The organism is Paenisporosarcina sp. P4_B8 (genome assembly GCF_056402175.1).
In genome coordinates this window covers 152,786-167,602 of the sequence record NZ_JBFUHX010000004.1, presented here as the reverse complement: position 1 = coordinate 167,602, position 14,817 = coordinate 152,786, and the positions used below count along the sequence as shown (strand labels likewise).

Below are 14,817 nucleotides of genomic sequence, written 5' to 3'. Positions count from 1 at the left end.
AGAAAAACACAGTTTGCACCCACAATGGTGCAAACTGATGTCTTTTCTTATACTGATATCCGAAATATTTTAATAGCTATTTCCACTTCCCTACGCCAACTACATTTTTCTATGTGTAACTTACTACTTCTTTTTGAGCTGGCCATTTTTCTAATGTATGGGCCATTTCCCAAAATGAATATTCGTATTGGCTACTAATGATAAAATGTTCTTTCATCCGTTCGCGGTCCTCAGCAGTTACTGTTTCAGCAAGCTTGTCTAGTCTATTAATTTGTTCCTCGACTTTCGCTCTAAACCATTCACCACCATATGCAGCAATCCATTCTTGGTAAATCGGTTCTTCAGGAGTACACGACTGAAGTCTCTCGCCGATTTCAAAATAAAGCCAATAACAAGGTAAAATGGCTGCGATAATATCGCCTAAATGTCCGTGATATGCTGCACGATACAAATGGGATGTGTAAGCATACGCAGTAGGCGAAGGCTTGAAATTTGCTTGTTCTTCTTCTGTTATTCCGAGTCGACGTGAAAAATTCTTATGCAGCGATAATTCTGCTTCATATGTGGCTTGTGCATGAGCTGCCATTTTACTCGTTGTTTCAAAATCATTAGCTCTTGCTGCACCCAAAGCTTGAACCTTTGCAAAGTGGGACAAGTAGTATGCATCCTGCATAACGTAATAACGGAAACACTCTAAAGACAATGTCCCATCCCCAATTCCTGTAACGAACGGATGATGAAAGCTTGCTTCCCAAATGTGATCTGATTCTTCTCTTAAAAGCTTTGAAAATGTCATAAAACAACCTCCAAAAAAGTTTTTCTCAACTGAATCGAATCACTTCCGCCAAATTTAGGGCAAATAAAAAACCACTCTCTTAACAAACATAAGAAAGTGGTTGTATTGGAAAAATAGTAAAAAAACATACTGCTCCGCAACTCCACTTCCCTACGCTGGTATAAACCAGATCAGGTTCTAAGGGTCTTAAAGCATTACTTTAATCTCAACCTTTATTTATGAATAAATGATTTCCATTTATCAATTGCAAGGTCCCCCTAGTGGAAGATATTACTATTCAGTTGTACATGAACATCATAACACGAATTAATTACTTATCAATCCAAAAATAAATTTAATGCATTTTTCTACGTAAACATGATAGCCAGTTTTTGAGTATACATGCACAAGTCGCCACAGTAACCATCCTGATAAATTCCTCTGCATCCCGAAAAGAAAAAGTATTTGACAGTCGTTTTACGATGTAATCTTCAGTTCATATTCCGTTCACTTAACACTAATATACTCTAGTTATCATAAAAAACGGAGGCGTAAAAGATGAATATTGCATGGAAAGAAATTAGGAAGAGTAAAGCAAAATTTATCATATTAGGATCAATTATATTTCTTGTTAGTTTTTTAACGTTTATCATTTCTGGATTATCGAATGGTTTATCTCAAGATAATGCGGCTTTAATAAAAGATCTGCCAAATGGTCAATTTTATATGAATGACGAAGCAAATGAAACCTATAATCTTTCGAAAATAGATGAAAATTTACAAGACAAAGCAATAAATAACCAGAAGGATGCAGCGGCACTTTCAATTCAGATGGGATTTGTGAACGATGCAGACGACAAACAACATAGCGTTGCCTTTGTTACTTCAACTGATTCGAAGTTATTTGAAAAAGTTGGAGAAGGAGAAATCATATTAGATAGTTCATTAGAAGAAGACGGCATAAATGTCGGAGATACCATAACGAACAATCAGTTCAGCGGTGAATTTAAAGTAAAAGGCTTTGTCGATCAAAAGAAATATAGCCACGCACCTGTCGCTTATATCAATATGGAAAACTACAAAGAAATCTACGGTGTGGAAGATATGCAATTGGTATTTGTACCTGGAAATGATAAGGAGCATGCAATTGACGGATTACAATCATTTTCAAACAAAGAATTTCTCAATACGATTCCAAGTTATAGCGCAGAACAGATGTCGCTCAATATGATTGTATGGTTTTTAGTCGTCATCAGCGGGATGTTGTTCGCGATATTCTTCTACATGATGAACGTTCAAAAAATAGGACTATACGGGATTTTGAAAGCACTTGGAGTTAAAACAAGTCAATTATTTGGGATGATGTGGTCACAGATGCTATTTATTACTGCAATTGCACTAACATTATCAGTTGCATTGAGCCAAGCTTTCACAATGATTGCACCTGAAGGAATGCCTTTTAGTTTAACCCTTCAAACAACGGTTCAATTATCACTCATATTCGTGGTCATCGGATTTGTTGGCGCTACGCTATCGGGTATCCAAATTAAAAAAGTCGAGCCACTACAAGCGATTCAACAAGGAGAGGTTTAATATGACTGTATTCACAATTGATGATGTCAAAAAAACGTTTAGAAATGGGGACGTAGAAGAGCAAGTATTAAAAGGAATCAATCTTTCTCTTCAACAAGGGGAAATAACAGCTTTAGTTGGAGCATCTGGTTCTGGTAAAAGTACGATACTTACAATAGCCGCCGGTCTTCAACGCGCAACGCATGGTCAGATTCTATTCGATGGGAAAGATTTGTCTAAGTTGAGTCAGGAGCAAATTCGAAAAATCCGGGCAAGTGAGTTCGGATTTGTCTTTCAATCCTCTCATCTTGTTCCTTTTCTCACTGTAGAAGAACAACTGATGCTGATGCTCGACGTTTCGGAAACAAAGATGAAAAAAAAGAAACAAAAAGAGGAAGTTGCACAAATACTTAAATTGGTTGATATGGAACACCGTAAGGATTCCTACCCTGCTTCATTGTCAGGTGGGGAAAAACAACGGGTGGCAATTGCACGCGCAATCATCCACAAACCTAAAATGCTTTTTGCGGATGAGCCCACTGCGAGTTTAGATTCGAAAAGATCGAAAGATGTGATGACGTTAATCAGAGAATTAACTAAAACGTTGAATATTACAACGTTAATGGTGACTCACGATGAAGAAATGCTTTCATATGCAGACCACATTATCTCAATGAAAGACGGCTTAATTCTTTGAAATCCACTTCTCCTTTCCAAGCTATATTGAATCAATTAAAAGGAAAAAGGGTATCCCATAAGCACTCGGGATACCCTTTTCCATTTTAGCTAACTATACTGAACAATCTTGTTTTCAATGTAAAGACACCAAAGTAGAGATGACCAACACTGTCATTTTTTTATTCTATCAAAACCTTATCCTTCACGATTTGTACTAATTCTATAAAATCGCTTATTTCATAGGTTGGCTTAATTGCCGATACATTTTCTTTTCCATGTGGATTAAACCAGCAAGTATCGATTCCAAAATTGTTGCCACCTTGAATATCTGATGTAAGGGAATCCCCTACCATTAACACATTTCCTTTAGTAGAAATACCCAGTTTTTCAAAAGCATATTCGAAAATTTCCGCTTGTGGCTTTTGATAGCCGGTTTCCTCAGAAGTAATAATGGCTTCAAAAGTATCCTTCATGCATGAAATTGCTATTCTTGAATGTTGAACTTCTTGAAACCCATTCGTTAATACAGCAAGCCTACAATTAGAAAGATTATTGAGCATTTCCTGGACACCATCGATCAAATGTACTTCTTGCCCTAGGTTATCTAAATAGGATTGACCAAAGTCTTCCGCGCTTAATGTCAGTTGATGCTGCATAAACAAGCGCTTAAATCGTTCTACTTTAAGTTCAGAAAGTGAAATATGTCCTTGCTCCAAATCAGACCATAGCCCTTTACTGATCACATTATAGCTAGCCCTATAATCTTTTAAACCATTCGGCAAACCAAATGCTGTAAATGAATTATTAAAAGCATTTTTCTCCGTCTCACTGAAGTCTAATAACGTGTCATCCAAATCAAATAATATTACATCATATTTCACGAGCTTCTCACCCTTTTTGTATTCAAATTTCACTACGACATCCATCATCGTACTTATAATAAGCATAACAAAATCAAAATTCCATTTCAAAGAAGGTCCATTATCAATAAATCACGTCACCCGTGAAGATAACCTACAAAAAAACTGTAGACACTTGTAATGTGTCTACAGCTTTTATCGTTCATAAAAATTTTCACTATTATCGTACAGAATAGTAGACGAATCACTCAAAAAGTGAGCAATACACAATTCGTTTATTACCCGATACTGCCTTCCATTTCGAACTTAATCAAACGGTTCATCTCAACCGCATATTCCATCGGTAATTCTTTTGTAAACGGTTCAATGAAGCCCATAACGATCATTTCAGTTGCTTCTTCCTGTGAAATGCCGCGGCTCATCAAGTAGAACAATTGCTCTTCAGATACTTTTGAAACTTTCGCTTCATGTTCCAAAGATACATTGTCGTTTAGGATTTCGTTGTATGGAATCGTATCTGATGTCGACAGGTTATCCATGATCAATGTATCACACTCGATATTTGAACGGGCACCAGACGCTTTAGGACCGAATCGTACAACTCCGCGATAAGTCACTTTTCCGCCTTGTTTCGAAATTGATTTAGAAACAATTGTCGAAGACGTGTTTGGAGCCAAGTGAATCATTTTCGCACCTGCATCCTGATGTTGACCTTTACCAGCTAAAGCAATAGATAATGTCATACCACGTGCACCTTCACCTTTTAAGATGACAGCAGGGTATTTCATTGTTAATTTAGAACCGATATTTCCGTCAATCCATTCCATCGTAGCGTTTGCTTCACAAACTGCACGCTTCGTTACTAGGTTATACACATTGTTCGCCCAGTTTTGGATTGTCGTGTAACGGCAATATGCATCTTTTTTGATGATGATTTCTACAACCGCACTATGAAGTGAATTCGTCGTATAAACAGGAGCTGTACAGCCTTCTACATAATGTACGTGTGCACCTTCATCAACAATAATGAGTGTACGTTCGAATTGACCCATGTTTTCTGAGTTAATTCGGAAATAAGCTTGTAGAGGCGTTTCAACTTTGATACCCGGTGGCACATAGATGAACGATCCACCTGACCATACTGCCGAGTTCAATGCAGCAAACTTGTTATCCGAGTTTGGAATGACTGTACCCCAATGTTTTTTGAACAGTTCTTCGTTTTCACGTAGAGCAGATCCAGTATCTTTAAAGACGATACCCATATCTTCTAGTTCTTGTTTCATGTTGTGGTAAACCACTTCAGATTCGTATTGAGCAGATACCCCAGCTAAATACTTTTGCTCTGCTTCAGGAATACCTAGTTTATCAAACGTACGTTTAATTTCTTCCGGCACTTCATCCCATGAAGTTTGAGTCGCTTCTGATGGTTTTACGTAATACGTAATTTCATCGAAGTTAAGAGAAGATAAATCTCCACCCCATTGTGGCATTGGTTTTGCGTAGAACAACTCCAAAGATTTTAGACGGTAGTCTAACATCCATTGAGGTTCTTCTTTCATATTTGAAATTGTTTCAACGATTTCACGTGTCAGTCCACGTTTTGAACGGAAAATAGACACGTCTTTATCATGGAAACCATATTTGTAATCGCCGATTTCAGGCATTTTTTTAGCCATCATCTTTCCTCCGTTCTGTTACGAATGTGATTCGTTATCTACACCTTTTTCCATGGCTTTCCAAGCAAGGGTTGCACATTTGATGCGCGCAGGAAACTTGGCTACACCAGAAAGAGCTTCGATATCACCTAAGTCGATAGAGTCATCATATTCTTTTCCAAGCATCATATCCGAGAAGATGGTGGATAGATTTAGCGCTTCATCCACCGGCTTGCCTTTTACAGCTTGCGTCATCATGGATGCAGAAGCCATGGAAATGGAACAACCTTCTCCATCAAACTTGGCATCTTGTACGACACCATCAGCTACTTGCAAAGTCAAATGAATACGGTCCCCACATGTAGGGTTATTCATATCGATTGTGACACTGTCCTCTAATGTCCCTTTATTGCGAGGTTTTTTGTAATGATCCATAATCACAGTTCTATAAAGTTGATCTAAATTATTAAAAGACATCGTTAAAATACTCCTTTGCCGTGGTAAGTCCAGCCACTAATCGGTCAATATCCTCTTCCGAATTGTAAACATAGAAACTTGCACGTGCAGTCGCTGTTACTTGCAGCCACTTCATTAATGGTTGTGCACAATGATGTCCCGCACGAACTGCAATACCGTTCATATCGAGAACTGTCGCTACATCGTGTGGATGTACATCATCTAAATTGAAAGTAACAATTCCTGCTCTTTCTCCTGGATCTTTTGGACCGTAAATTGTCAAACCGTTAATTGTAGACATGCGTTCCAACGCATAAGCAGCAAGTGCGTGCTCATGTTTTTCGATTTCATCGAGTCCGATTTCTTCCAGGAAATCGATAGCTGCGGCTAATCCGACCGCACCCGCAATAATCGGAGTTCCTCCTTCAAACTTCCAAGGAAGCTCTTTCCACGTTGAATCATATAGACCAACGAAGTCGATCATCTCGCCACCGAACTCAATTGGTTCCATCCGCTCTAGCAACTCTTTCTTACCATAAAGTACGCCAATCCCAGTTGGACCACACATTTTATGACCAGAGAAAGCAAAGAAATCGCAGTCCAGATCTTGCACATCGATACGTAGATGAGGTGCAGCTTGTGCACCATCGACTACCATGATTGCTCCATTTTCGTGAGCAATTTGTGTAATCTCTTTTATTGGATTCATTGTGCCAAGAACATTTGATACATACATAATTGAAACAATTTTCGTACGCGGGGTAACTGTTGCACGTACTTTATCCAAAGAAAGGGTACCGTCTTCTTCTAAATCTACGTATTTTAATACCGCACCTTTTTCCTTTGCTAATTGCTGCCATGGAATGATGTTTGAATGATGCTCCATGTAAGTAATGACGATTTCATCGCCTTCCTCAACATTTGCTCCACCATAACTTTGTGCAACTGTATTAATTGCAGTTGTTGTCCCGCGCATGAAAATGACTTCCTGAGTAGACTTTGCAGAAATGAAGTTGCGCACTTTTTCACGCGCTCCTTCATAACTTTCAGTCGCTCGATTGCCAAGTGTATGAACACCGCGATGAACGTTTGAATTATCGAACTCATAATATTTTTTTAATGCTTCAATGACTTGAACCGGCTTTTGGGATGTCGCTGCACTATCAAGATAGACAAGCGGATTGCCGTTCACTTCTTGATTTAATATGGGAAAATAGCTTCGAATGTCTTTGCTGATCATTAGCGCACTTTCCTTTCAATTACCTCCGTCAGTTGCTTTTTAACGCCCTCGATTGGCAATACGTTTACAACTGGCGCAAGGAAACCATGAATTACTAGTCGTTCTGCATCTTGCTTCGAAATACCACGACTCATCAAATAGTAAAGTTGAAGTGGGTCTACACGACCTACGGAAGCTGCATGTCCTGCTGTAACATCATCTTCGTCAATCAATAGAATTGGGTTTGCATCCCCACGTGCTTTTTCATTTAACATCAAAACACGCGATTCCTGAACAGCATTTGATTTAGTTGCACCATGTTCGATTTTGCCAATTCCGTTAAAAATAGAAGAAGCTTCATCTTTCATGACGCCGTGTTTCAAAATGTATCCTTCGGAGTGTTTGCCCCAATGAATGATTTTAGTCGTGAAGTTTTGCTTTTGTTTCCCGCGACCCACAACAACCATTTTAGTATCGCCATAAGATGCGTCACCCACCAAGTGTGTAACGTTCTCAGAAATTGTATCGCCGTCATTCATCAAACCAAGTGCCCACTCAATTCGTGCATTACGATTAGCGATGCCTCGACGGTTAACATACGTTGTGCCGCCTTTAGCAAGGACATCAACCGCACCATAAGTGATGCGGGCATTGTCTTCAGCAAATACTTCAGAAACAATGTTTACAAGTCCTGCTGATTCGGGAACAGTTGAAAGATAGTTTTCTACATAAGTTACTGAGCTATTCGCATCCGCCACTACAATTGTGTGGTTGAATAGCGAAGCTTGAGCATCGTCATGTAGGAAAACAACTTGAATTGGTTCAACGATTTCAACATTTTTCGGTACGTATACGAACACGCCACCATTTAACAACGCTGCATGTAAGCTAGCGAGCTTATGCTCGTCCGATTTCACACCGTTTGTCATGAAGTACTTTTGAACAAGATCGCTATGTTCACGTACAGCAGTAAAGATATCTGTAAAAATGACACCTTGTGCTGATAACTCATCAGAAATTTGTAAAAAAGCAGGTGTATTATTTCGTTGAATATAAACGCTTTTTTGATCATCATTTACAATGGCTTTCACTTCTTCCGGTAATTCGGCAAGTGAAGCAAATGGTTTGCTTTCAACAGCGTGAACTGGGAAGTTAGTGAAATTCCATTTATCGATTTTCGTTTTATCTGGTGTTGGCATAGGCAGATTTTCTGCCGCTAATAAAGCTTGTACACGATATTCAGCAAACCAAGACGGTTCTTGCTTCGCCGTTGAATAGGAGCGTACATCTTGTTCGGTTAATGCCAATTTTGTTTCAACCGTCATGTGTATGTCTCCTCCTTACGCTTCTTGACCTACAGTTTCGTCTTCAATTCCTAATTCTTCTTTAATCCAATCGTAACCTTGTGCTTCTAGTTTATGAGCAAGTTCCGCTCCACCAGATTTCACTACACGACCTTGCATCATTACATGTACATGATCAGGCGTGATGTAGTTCAATAAGCGTTGGTAGTGAGTGATGATTAAACAACCGAAACCTTCGCCACGCATTTGGTTGATTCCTTTAGAAACAACTTTAAGTGCATCGATATCTAAACCAGAGTCAATCTCGTCAAGAATCGCGAATTTTGGTTGAAGCATCATTAATTGAAGAATTTCGTTGCGTTTTTTCTCTCCGCCTGAGAAACCTTCATTTAAATAGCGTTGAGCCATATCTTGGTCCATTTCTAGATATTCCATTTTCGAATCAAGTTCACGGATGAATTTCATAATTGAAATTTCATCACCTTCTTCACGGCGTGAGTTGATAGCTGAGCGTAAGAAGTCAGCATTCGTTACACCAGTGATTTCACTTGGGTATTGCATTGCTAAGAAAAGCCCCGCTTGAGCGCGCTCATCCACTTCCATTTCCAGTACATCTTCACCGTCTAAAGTGACAGAACCAGAAGTTACTTCATATTTCGGGTGACCCATGATTGCTGAAGCTAAAGTAGATTTACCAGTACCATTTGGTCCCATGATTGCGTGAATTTCGTTTGTATTAAGTGTAAGGTTCAATCCTTTAAGAATCTCCTTACCATCAATGGCAACGTGAAGATCTTGAATAACTAAAGTCGACATTTTATAACCTCCATAATGTATAAATGAACGGAAAAAACCATTCTTAATTTATTATCATTCTAATCTTAACCGAATTATCGACCCCTTGCAAATCTTTTAAACGGCCTATTAAATATATGAAAATCGTTTAACACAATTGAAATCGACTAATATCAGCATGATTTATCATATACTATCATTCACTGTTTTTCATTTTCAATAAAGCAAATCTAATTGAGAATTGATTTCACTAAGAAACGACAAAAAAAAGCCAATGAACCTAGGCTCACTGACTTTTGCTACTCTTTATTATACTTCTCAATGTGCTTGACGCTCTAAACGAGCCGCGACTTGTTGGCCAATTTCATGATCACGCTCACGTTGCATTTCAATCTTAATTCGTATATCGGCGTTGTTTTGATAATCAACCAATCCAACTCCATGTGCGCTTCTGAATGCTTGGTCCATACGTTCTGTGTAGGTAAAATCTAGTGATTGGATAGTGAATCATTCCTTTCAAATTTTCAACCTACTGTTGTAAGTTGTAATCCTTCACATTTGTATATATACCCACTGGTCACACTTTTAAACAAAAAATCTCATAACTTTTATTTTTGTTCGATTCTATTTCCACGGACGAACTGGATAATCTCATCATATTGGCTCTGGCCGAACAAGCGGCAAGCGCATATGTACAATTTACAACGAGATTGTTAATCAGCTCAAAAAAAAAAAAAAGTTCGACCGAATTAACGGAAGAACTTTTTTGGAAAACATCCAACAAATCAAGCTAAGATTTGCTTCTTATAAAGAAACTTCATTAAAAATACTTGAACCAACCAAACCGATTTCTTCAAGGACAGCATTTAACTCTTTATCAGCTTCCTGGAATTTTGCATTTGCTTCATCTAATTGAACTTCGCCTTTAGAAGCTAACGCTTTTGATTTCATTGTGTAAGCTTCTTGAATTTTAGAAAGTGCACTGTTAATTGCTTCTTGTTGCTTTGTTAAGGTTTTAGGAACTTCCAACGCTTCTACTTTTGCTGATGCATTGTCTGCAGAAGCTTTTGCTGCATCTTTCATCGTTTGAAGATCGGCACCTTCAGGAAGTGTTGCTTCACCCTGTGCATCTTCAAAAGCGTTTAAATCAGCATCAACCTCATTAATTGATTGAGAAATGGATAAATAAAACTTCATCATATCTGCTGCCGGATTAGCTTTTTCTTCAGTCTTTGCAGCTCCGTTTGTTGTTTTTTCTGGCTTCTCTTCTTTATCAGATGAACATGCCGCAAGAACGATTGTAAGTGAAGTAAGTAGTAGTAATAATTTTTTCATCATTAAATCTCCTTTATATGTAGTCAATTTGCATCATTATCCTACCATAACAATATTCCCAATGTAAAGGCTATACAAAATAGTCGGAACACATTGAAAATTATGATTCCAAAGAGCTACTTTCATTAGTTTTTTCACGTAAAAGTCGATTCACGATTAACATGGTGATGCCCCATCTCCATTTATATTTGTTGCCAATTCAAAACTATCCTGTGCTATGTAATGTACAATCATTAATGTAATCATCGTTTGGATTAAATCCTAACTCGGTATGACACTCATTTAATTTGGAGTAACATGAAATTTAATCGGCATCAAATACCATTTAATCGGGTTCACCCAATAATACCCACAAAATAACCACCTTCAAGTTACTGGGTGACTAAGTATTCTCTTCCGAGAAATAGAAAAGACGCCGGTTTCCCGACGTCCATAGGATTACTTTATTTAACTGGAACGACCGAGCCGCCCCATTCATCTAAGATGAAATCTTGAATTTCTTTAGATTTCAATACTTCAACTAATGCTTTAATTTCTTTATTTTTTTCATTACCAGCTTTCACAGCAATGATATTTACGTATGGAGATTCTGAGTTTTCAATAGCGATTGAATCTTCCAATGGGTTCAACCCAGCGTCGATTGCGTAGTTTGAGTTGATTAACACCGCATCGCCTTCTTCATTTTCGTACATTTGTATAAGTAGTGCCGCTTCGTATTCTGCATCAAATTCTAAGTTCTTCGGATTGTCTACAATATCTTTTACTTCTGCCGTTGTCTTATCAATGCCTTCTTTCAATGTGATTAGACCCTCAGCTTCCAACATTGATAGGATACGACCATGGTCAGCAACTGAATTACTGATCAGTATCGTTGCTCCTTCAGGAAGTTCATCCAGAGTCTTATATTTTTTGGAGTACACACCGATTGGCTCAATATGGATACCTCCAGCATTGGCAAAATCATAGCCATGATCGGCCATTTGAGCTTCGAAGTAAGGAATGTGCTGGAAGTAGTTTGCATCCAAATCGCCATTTTCCAAATCCTCATTCGGTAAAATGTAATCTTGGTAAGTTTCAATTTTAAGTTCAATACCTTTTTCTTCAAGCAACGGTTTTGCTTGTTCCAAAATTTCTGCATGGGGTACGTTAGATGCTCCCACTACAAGTTCTTTACTGTCTCCACCTGATGATGAGTCAGCTCCTCCGCCACATGCCGCTAGAGTGATTGCACTTGCCGATAATAAAATTCCTGCTACAAATTTCTTCATCATTATCTCTCCCTTTTTTTGTTTATGTGATCGAGCTTTCACCCGAAAGCACCTTAACGTTTGTCTGTTTTTGTTGTAATCGAATCTCCCACCCATTGGATGATAAAGACAATTAGTAAAATGATAATTGTGGAAACAATCGTTACATCTACTCTACTGCGTTGGAAGCCTTCTAAAAATGCGAGTGTTCCAAGACCGCCCGCTCCAATAATTCCTGCCATCGCGGTATAACCTACAAGGGCAATTGCTGTAACGGTCAGTCCTGAGATTAATGCAGGCATGGACTCCGGAAGAAGCACTTTCCAAATGATTGTGGAAGTTTTAGCACCCATTGAGCGAGCAGCTTCAATTACACCTTTATCTATTTCACGTAATGCAATCAGGACCATGCGCGCATAAAATGGTGCTGCTCCTATGATTAGTGCCGGTAATGCAGCATTTGCCCCACGAATCGTACCGAGTAGGAATTTAGTAAACGGTATCAACAAAATAATTAAGATGATAAACGGAATGGATCTGAAAATATTAACGAACGCCCCTGTTAACCAGTACACTATTTTATTTGCCCATAATTGACGAGGGCTAGTTAGAAACAACAAAATTCCAAGTGCAAGTCCGATTATGAAAGTTAAAACGGTAGCCATTGAAGTCATATATAACGTTTCAAGTGTGGCTTCCCACATTTTTTCCCAATCCACATTCGGTAGAAGGTTTTCAATCATGTGAAATCACCTCCGTATGAACATCTTGTCCATGTAAATAATCAATCGCTTGGTCGATGGCATTTGAATCACCGTCGATTTGTAAATATAACGTTCCATATGCACCATTTTGAGTTTGTGCGATATTCCCTTGAACGATGTTAACTTCCACTTGATATTGCTTAATTAATCTTGATAGAATCGGTTGCTCCGTTCTATCTCCGACAAAAACTAGTTTCACAAGCTTGCCTGAGGGATATTGCTCTACCAAATGAGCAATCGTCTGGCTGGCTGACTCCGGACCATTTACCTGGGCAACAAAGCGTTTCGTAATGGGTTGTTCAGGAGTTTGGAATATTTGAAGTACACTTCCCATTTCAACCACTTTTCCAGCTTCCATGACCGCAACCCGATGACAAATTTTACGGATGACATGCATTTCATGTGTAATCAGGACAATTGTCAAACCCAACCGTTTGTTGATATCTACCAGTAGTTCCAATATGGCATCTGTTGTTTCAGGGTCAAGTGCTGATGTCGCTTCATCACATAGCAGCACTTCAGGATTATTGGCAAGGGCACGTGCAATTCCTACCCGTTGCTTTTGACCACCGGATAATTGGGAAGGGTATGCTTTCTCCCTGCCTGTCAATCCAACTAGTTCGATTAATTCTTTTACTCGTTCTGAACGTTGCGTTTTGCTAATCCCTGCAATTTCTAATGGGAATGAAATATTTTCCTCGACTGTCCGCGACCATAGTAAGTTGAAATGTTGAAAAATCATGCTTACTTTTTGTCTTGCACTACGAAGATCTTGTCCTGAACTGGACGAGATTTCGTGTCCATTTACAGTGACACTACCTGAAGTAGGTTTTTCCAAGCCATTTAATAATCGGATCAACGTACTTTTTCCGGCTCCACTGTAACCGATTATGCCAAAAATCTCTCCTTGATCAATCGTCACATTCACGTCATCTACCGCTATGAGTTGTCCATTAGCGGTTTCAAACCGTTTTGATAAGTTTTTTAATTGAATCATATTCACTTCACCTCTGAATTTATAACGCATTTTATTTGTTTTCTTTATCGTGCATTTGCGCTGGCTGCAAGTTTCGCATGAGTCAACAAGTTTTAAACCACTTACCTGCTCTCAAGCTTAACGCGCGCAAATAAACTCTTTCATTTCATTTAATATCAACATCATTTTATTGAAATATCCTAAAAAAATAAAAATCCCTTCCGCAGACAAGCAGAAGGGACTAATGCACAATTATATACGTTAGACCGTTCTCTCATCTGTCAAAGCGAATTCGCTTTGAGTGATTTGGCACCATTTCACAAATTGTGACGGTTGCCGGGCTTCATAGGGCACTTCCCTCAGCCTCTCTTTATAAGAGTTTACGATATTAAGTTTTTAGTTACGAATGATAATGTAACACGTTCAAATGCGAACGTCAATTATTTTTTTGCAAACGATTATAGAGATAGGGAACTGATTGAAAAGCATAAATTTTTTCAACTAATTGACCATTTTCCGCAATGAGTAAACAAGGGACGCTTTGGATTTGATAATCGACCGCTAAACTTTCTACATAGTTCAAGTTTGCTCTCCCTATTTGCAAATCCGGCAAAAGTTCTTCCACAACGTCCATCATTTTTGAGGCAACTTGGCAAGTTCCACACATGGGCGTATATAAATAATAAGCTGCCCTCTTTGCGTTTTGAGAATGATTTTCCCACTCCGCACGCGTCCATTCTTTCATTGTATTCATCCTTTAGGCAATAAATTCCGCTTTAACATCGATATTCGCTCCGAGCAACACAGTCGCTAGAACTTTCATTGGTGTAGTCGCAACTTCTCGGTAGGCTGGATCAGTATATAAATGAAGTGCTTCGGGAAATTCACGTTTAATGAGCGCACGTAATTTCTCTCCGGACTTATCAGCATCGACAAATACATAAATCTCCAACTGATCGTAGGGGGCTAATATTTCTTCCAATCGCGTGGGGCTGACTGTTCCGTTCGTGCAGATAATTTCAACTGGCTCTGCAATAAGACGCAGAATCCGCTGTTTATCTGATCGACCTTCTACAATTATGACTTTATCAATTGGCATGGGATCACTCCTGGCTGTACTGACATAAAAGATTGTTTAAAAAGTTTTCTTGAAACGGAGTCCATCAGGTTGCAACTCTTCC

Annotated in this window: 16 protein-coding genes and 2 riboswitches; of the genes, 2 read left to right on the top strand and 14 right to left on the bottom strand. The window is 38.7% G+C overall.

Annotated elements, in window-relative coordinates:
- Window positions 1-109: 109 nt before the first annotated feature.
- Window positions 110-796 (bottom strand): thiaminase II, encoded by a 687-nt coding sequence (gene tenA / locus AC1DSK_RS06060; protein WP_477547435.1) that lies wholly within the window; start codon window positions 794-796, stop codon window positions 110-112.
- Between the two features lie 130 nt (window positions 797-926).
- Window positions 927-1,065, bottom strand: a riboswitch (TPP riboswitch).
- A gap of 268 nt (window positions 1,066-1,333) precedes the next feature.
- On the opposite strand from tenA, the gene AC1DSK_RS06055 reads away from it, so the two are divergent.
- Window positions 1,334-2,368: an ABC transporter permease gene (locus tag AC1DSK_RS06055; RefSeq protein WP_477547434.1), complete on the top strand. Its 1,035-nt coding sequence runs from the start codon at window positions 1,334-1,336 to the stop codon at window positions 2,366-2,368.
- 1 nt (window position 2,369) lies between these two features.
- Window positions 2,370-3,044, top strand: a complete 675-nt coding sequence (locus AC1DSK_RS06050) for an ABC transporter ATP-binding protein (protein WP_477547433.1) — start codon at window positions 2,370-2,372, stop codon at window positions 3,042-3,044.
- Between the two features lie 160 nt (window positions 3,045-3,204).
- Here the strand turns inward: AC1DSK_RS06050 and AC1DSK_RS06045 are convergent, their stop codons facing one another.
- From AC1DSK_RS06045 to AC1DSK_RS05985, 13 genes are all read right to left on the bottom strand, one after another.
- Window positions 3,205-3,906: a YjjG family noncanonical pyrimidine nucleotidase gene (locus AC1DSK_RS06045; RefSeq protein WP_477547432.1), complete on the bottom strand. Its 702-nt coding sequence runs from the start codon at window positions 3,904-3,906 to the stop codon at window positions 3,205-3,207.
- A 257-nt stretch (window positions 3,907-4,163) separates the two neighbouring features.
- Window positions 4,164-5,561 (bottom strand): Fe-S cluster assembly protein SufB, encoded by a 1,398-nt coding sequence (sufB, locus tag AC1DSK_RS06040; RefSeq protein ID WP_016429032.1) that lies wholly within the window; start codon window positions 5,559-5,561, stop codon window positions 4,164-4,166.
- A gap of 18 nt (window positions 5,562-5,579) precedes the next feature.
- Window positions 5,580-6,017 (bottom strand): Fe-S cluster assembly sulfur transfer protein SufU, encoded by a 438-nt coding sequence (gene sufU / locus AC1DSK_RS06035; protein WP_477547431.1) that lies wholly within the window; start codon window positions 6,015-6,017, stop codon window positions 5,580-5,582.
- Window positions 6,007-7,236, bottom strand: coding sequence for a cysteine desulfurase (locus AC1DSK_RS06030; protein ID WP_477547430.1), 1,230 nt, complete (start codon window positions 7,234-7,236; stop codon window positions 6,007-6,009). Before AC1DSK_RS06030 ends, sufU begins: the two co-directional genes overlap by 11 nt.
- The gene (gene sufD, locus AC1DSK_RS06025; protein ID WP_477547429.1) at window positions 7,236-8,540 is read right to left on the bottom strand and encodes a Fe-S cluster assembly protein SufD; all 1,305 of its coding nucleotides are present in this window, start codon (window positions 8,538-8,540) and stop codon (window positions 7,236-7,238) included. Before sufD ends, AC1DSK_RS06030 begins: the two co-directional genes overlap by 1 nt.
- A 15-nt stretch (window positions 8,541-8,555) precedes the next feature.
- Window positions 8,556-9,335 carry a Fe-S cluster assembly ATPase SufC gene (gene sufC / locus AC1DSK_RS06020; protein ID WP_477532168.1) on the bottom strand — a complete coding sequence of 260 codons (780 nt, stop codon included), beginning with the start codon at window positions 9,333-9,335 and terminating at the stop codon, window positions 8,556-8,558.
- Between the two features lie 297 nt (window positions 9,336-9,632).
- Entirely contained in the window at window positions 9,633-9,782 is a 150-nt protein-coding gene (locus AC1DSK_RS06015; RefSeq protein WP_477547428.1) for a YuzK family famiily protein, read from the bottom strand.
- A 336-nt stretch (window positions 9,783-10,118) separates the two neighbouring features.
- The gene (locus AC1DSK_RS06010) at window positions 10,119-10,649 is read right to left on the bottom strand and encodes a hypothetical protein (protein ID WP_477547427.1); all 531 of its coding nucleotides are present in this window, start codon (window positions 10,647-10,649) and stop codon (window positions 10,119-10,121) included.
- 443 nt (window positions 10,650-11,092) lie between these two features.
- Window positions 11,093-11,917 carry a MetQ/NlpA family ABC transporter substrate-binding protein gene (locus tag AC1DSK_RS06005; protein WP_477547426.1) on the bottom strand — a complete coding sequence of 275 codons (825 nt, stop codon included), beginning with the start codon at window positions 11,915-11,917 and terminating at the stop codon, window positions 11,093-11,095.
- Between the two features lie 53 nt (window positions 11,918-11,970).
- On the bottom strand, window positions 11,971-12,639 hold the full coding sequence (locus AC1DSK_RS06000) for a methionine ABC transporter permease (protein ID WP_477547425.1): 669 nt from the start codon (window positions 12,637-12,639) through the stop codon (window positions 11,971-11,973).
- Entirely contained in the window at window positions 12,632-13,657 is a 1,026-nt protein-coding gene (locus AC1DSK_RS05995) for a methionine ABC transporter ATP-binding protein (RefSeq protein ID WP_477547424.1), read from the bottom strand. The genes AC1DSK_RS06000 and AC1DSK_RS05995 overlap by 8 nt, the downstream gene beginning before the upstream one ends.
- Window positions 13,658-13,907: 250 nt before the next feature.
- Window positions 13,908-14,015, bottom strand: a riboswitch (SAM riboswitch).
- A gap of 57 nt (window positions 14,016-14,072) precedes the next feature.
- The gene (locus tag AC1DSK_RS05990; protein ID WP_477547423.1) at window positions 14,073-14,381 is read right to left on the bottom strand and encodes a thioredoxin family protein; all 309 of its coding nucleotides are present in this window, start codon (window positions 14,379-14,381) and stop codon (window positions 14,073-14,075) included.
- A gap of 12 nt (window positions 14,382-14,393) precedes the next feature.
- A complete protein-coding gene (locus AC1DSK_RS05985) occupies window positions 14,394-14,735 on the bottom strand; it encodes a toprim domain-containing protein (protein ID WP_016429042.1) in 342 nt (113 codons plus the stop codon).
- Between the last annotated feature and the right edge of the window lie 82 nt (window positions 14,736-14,817).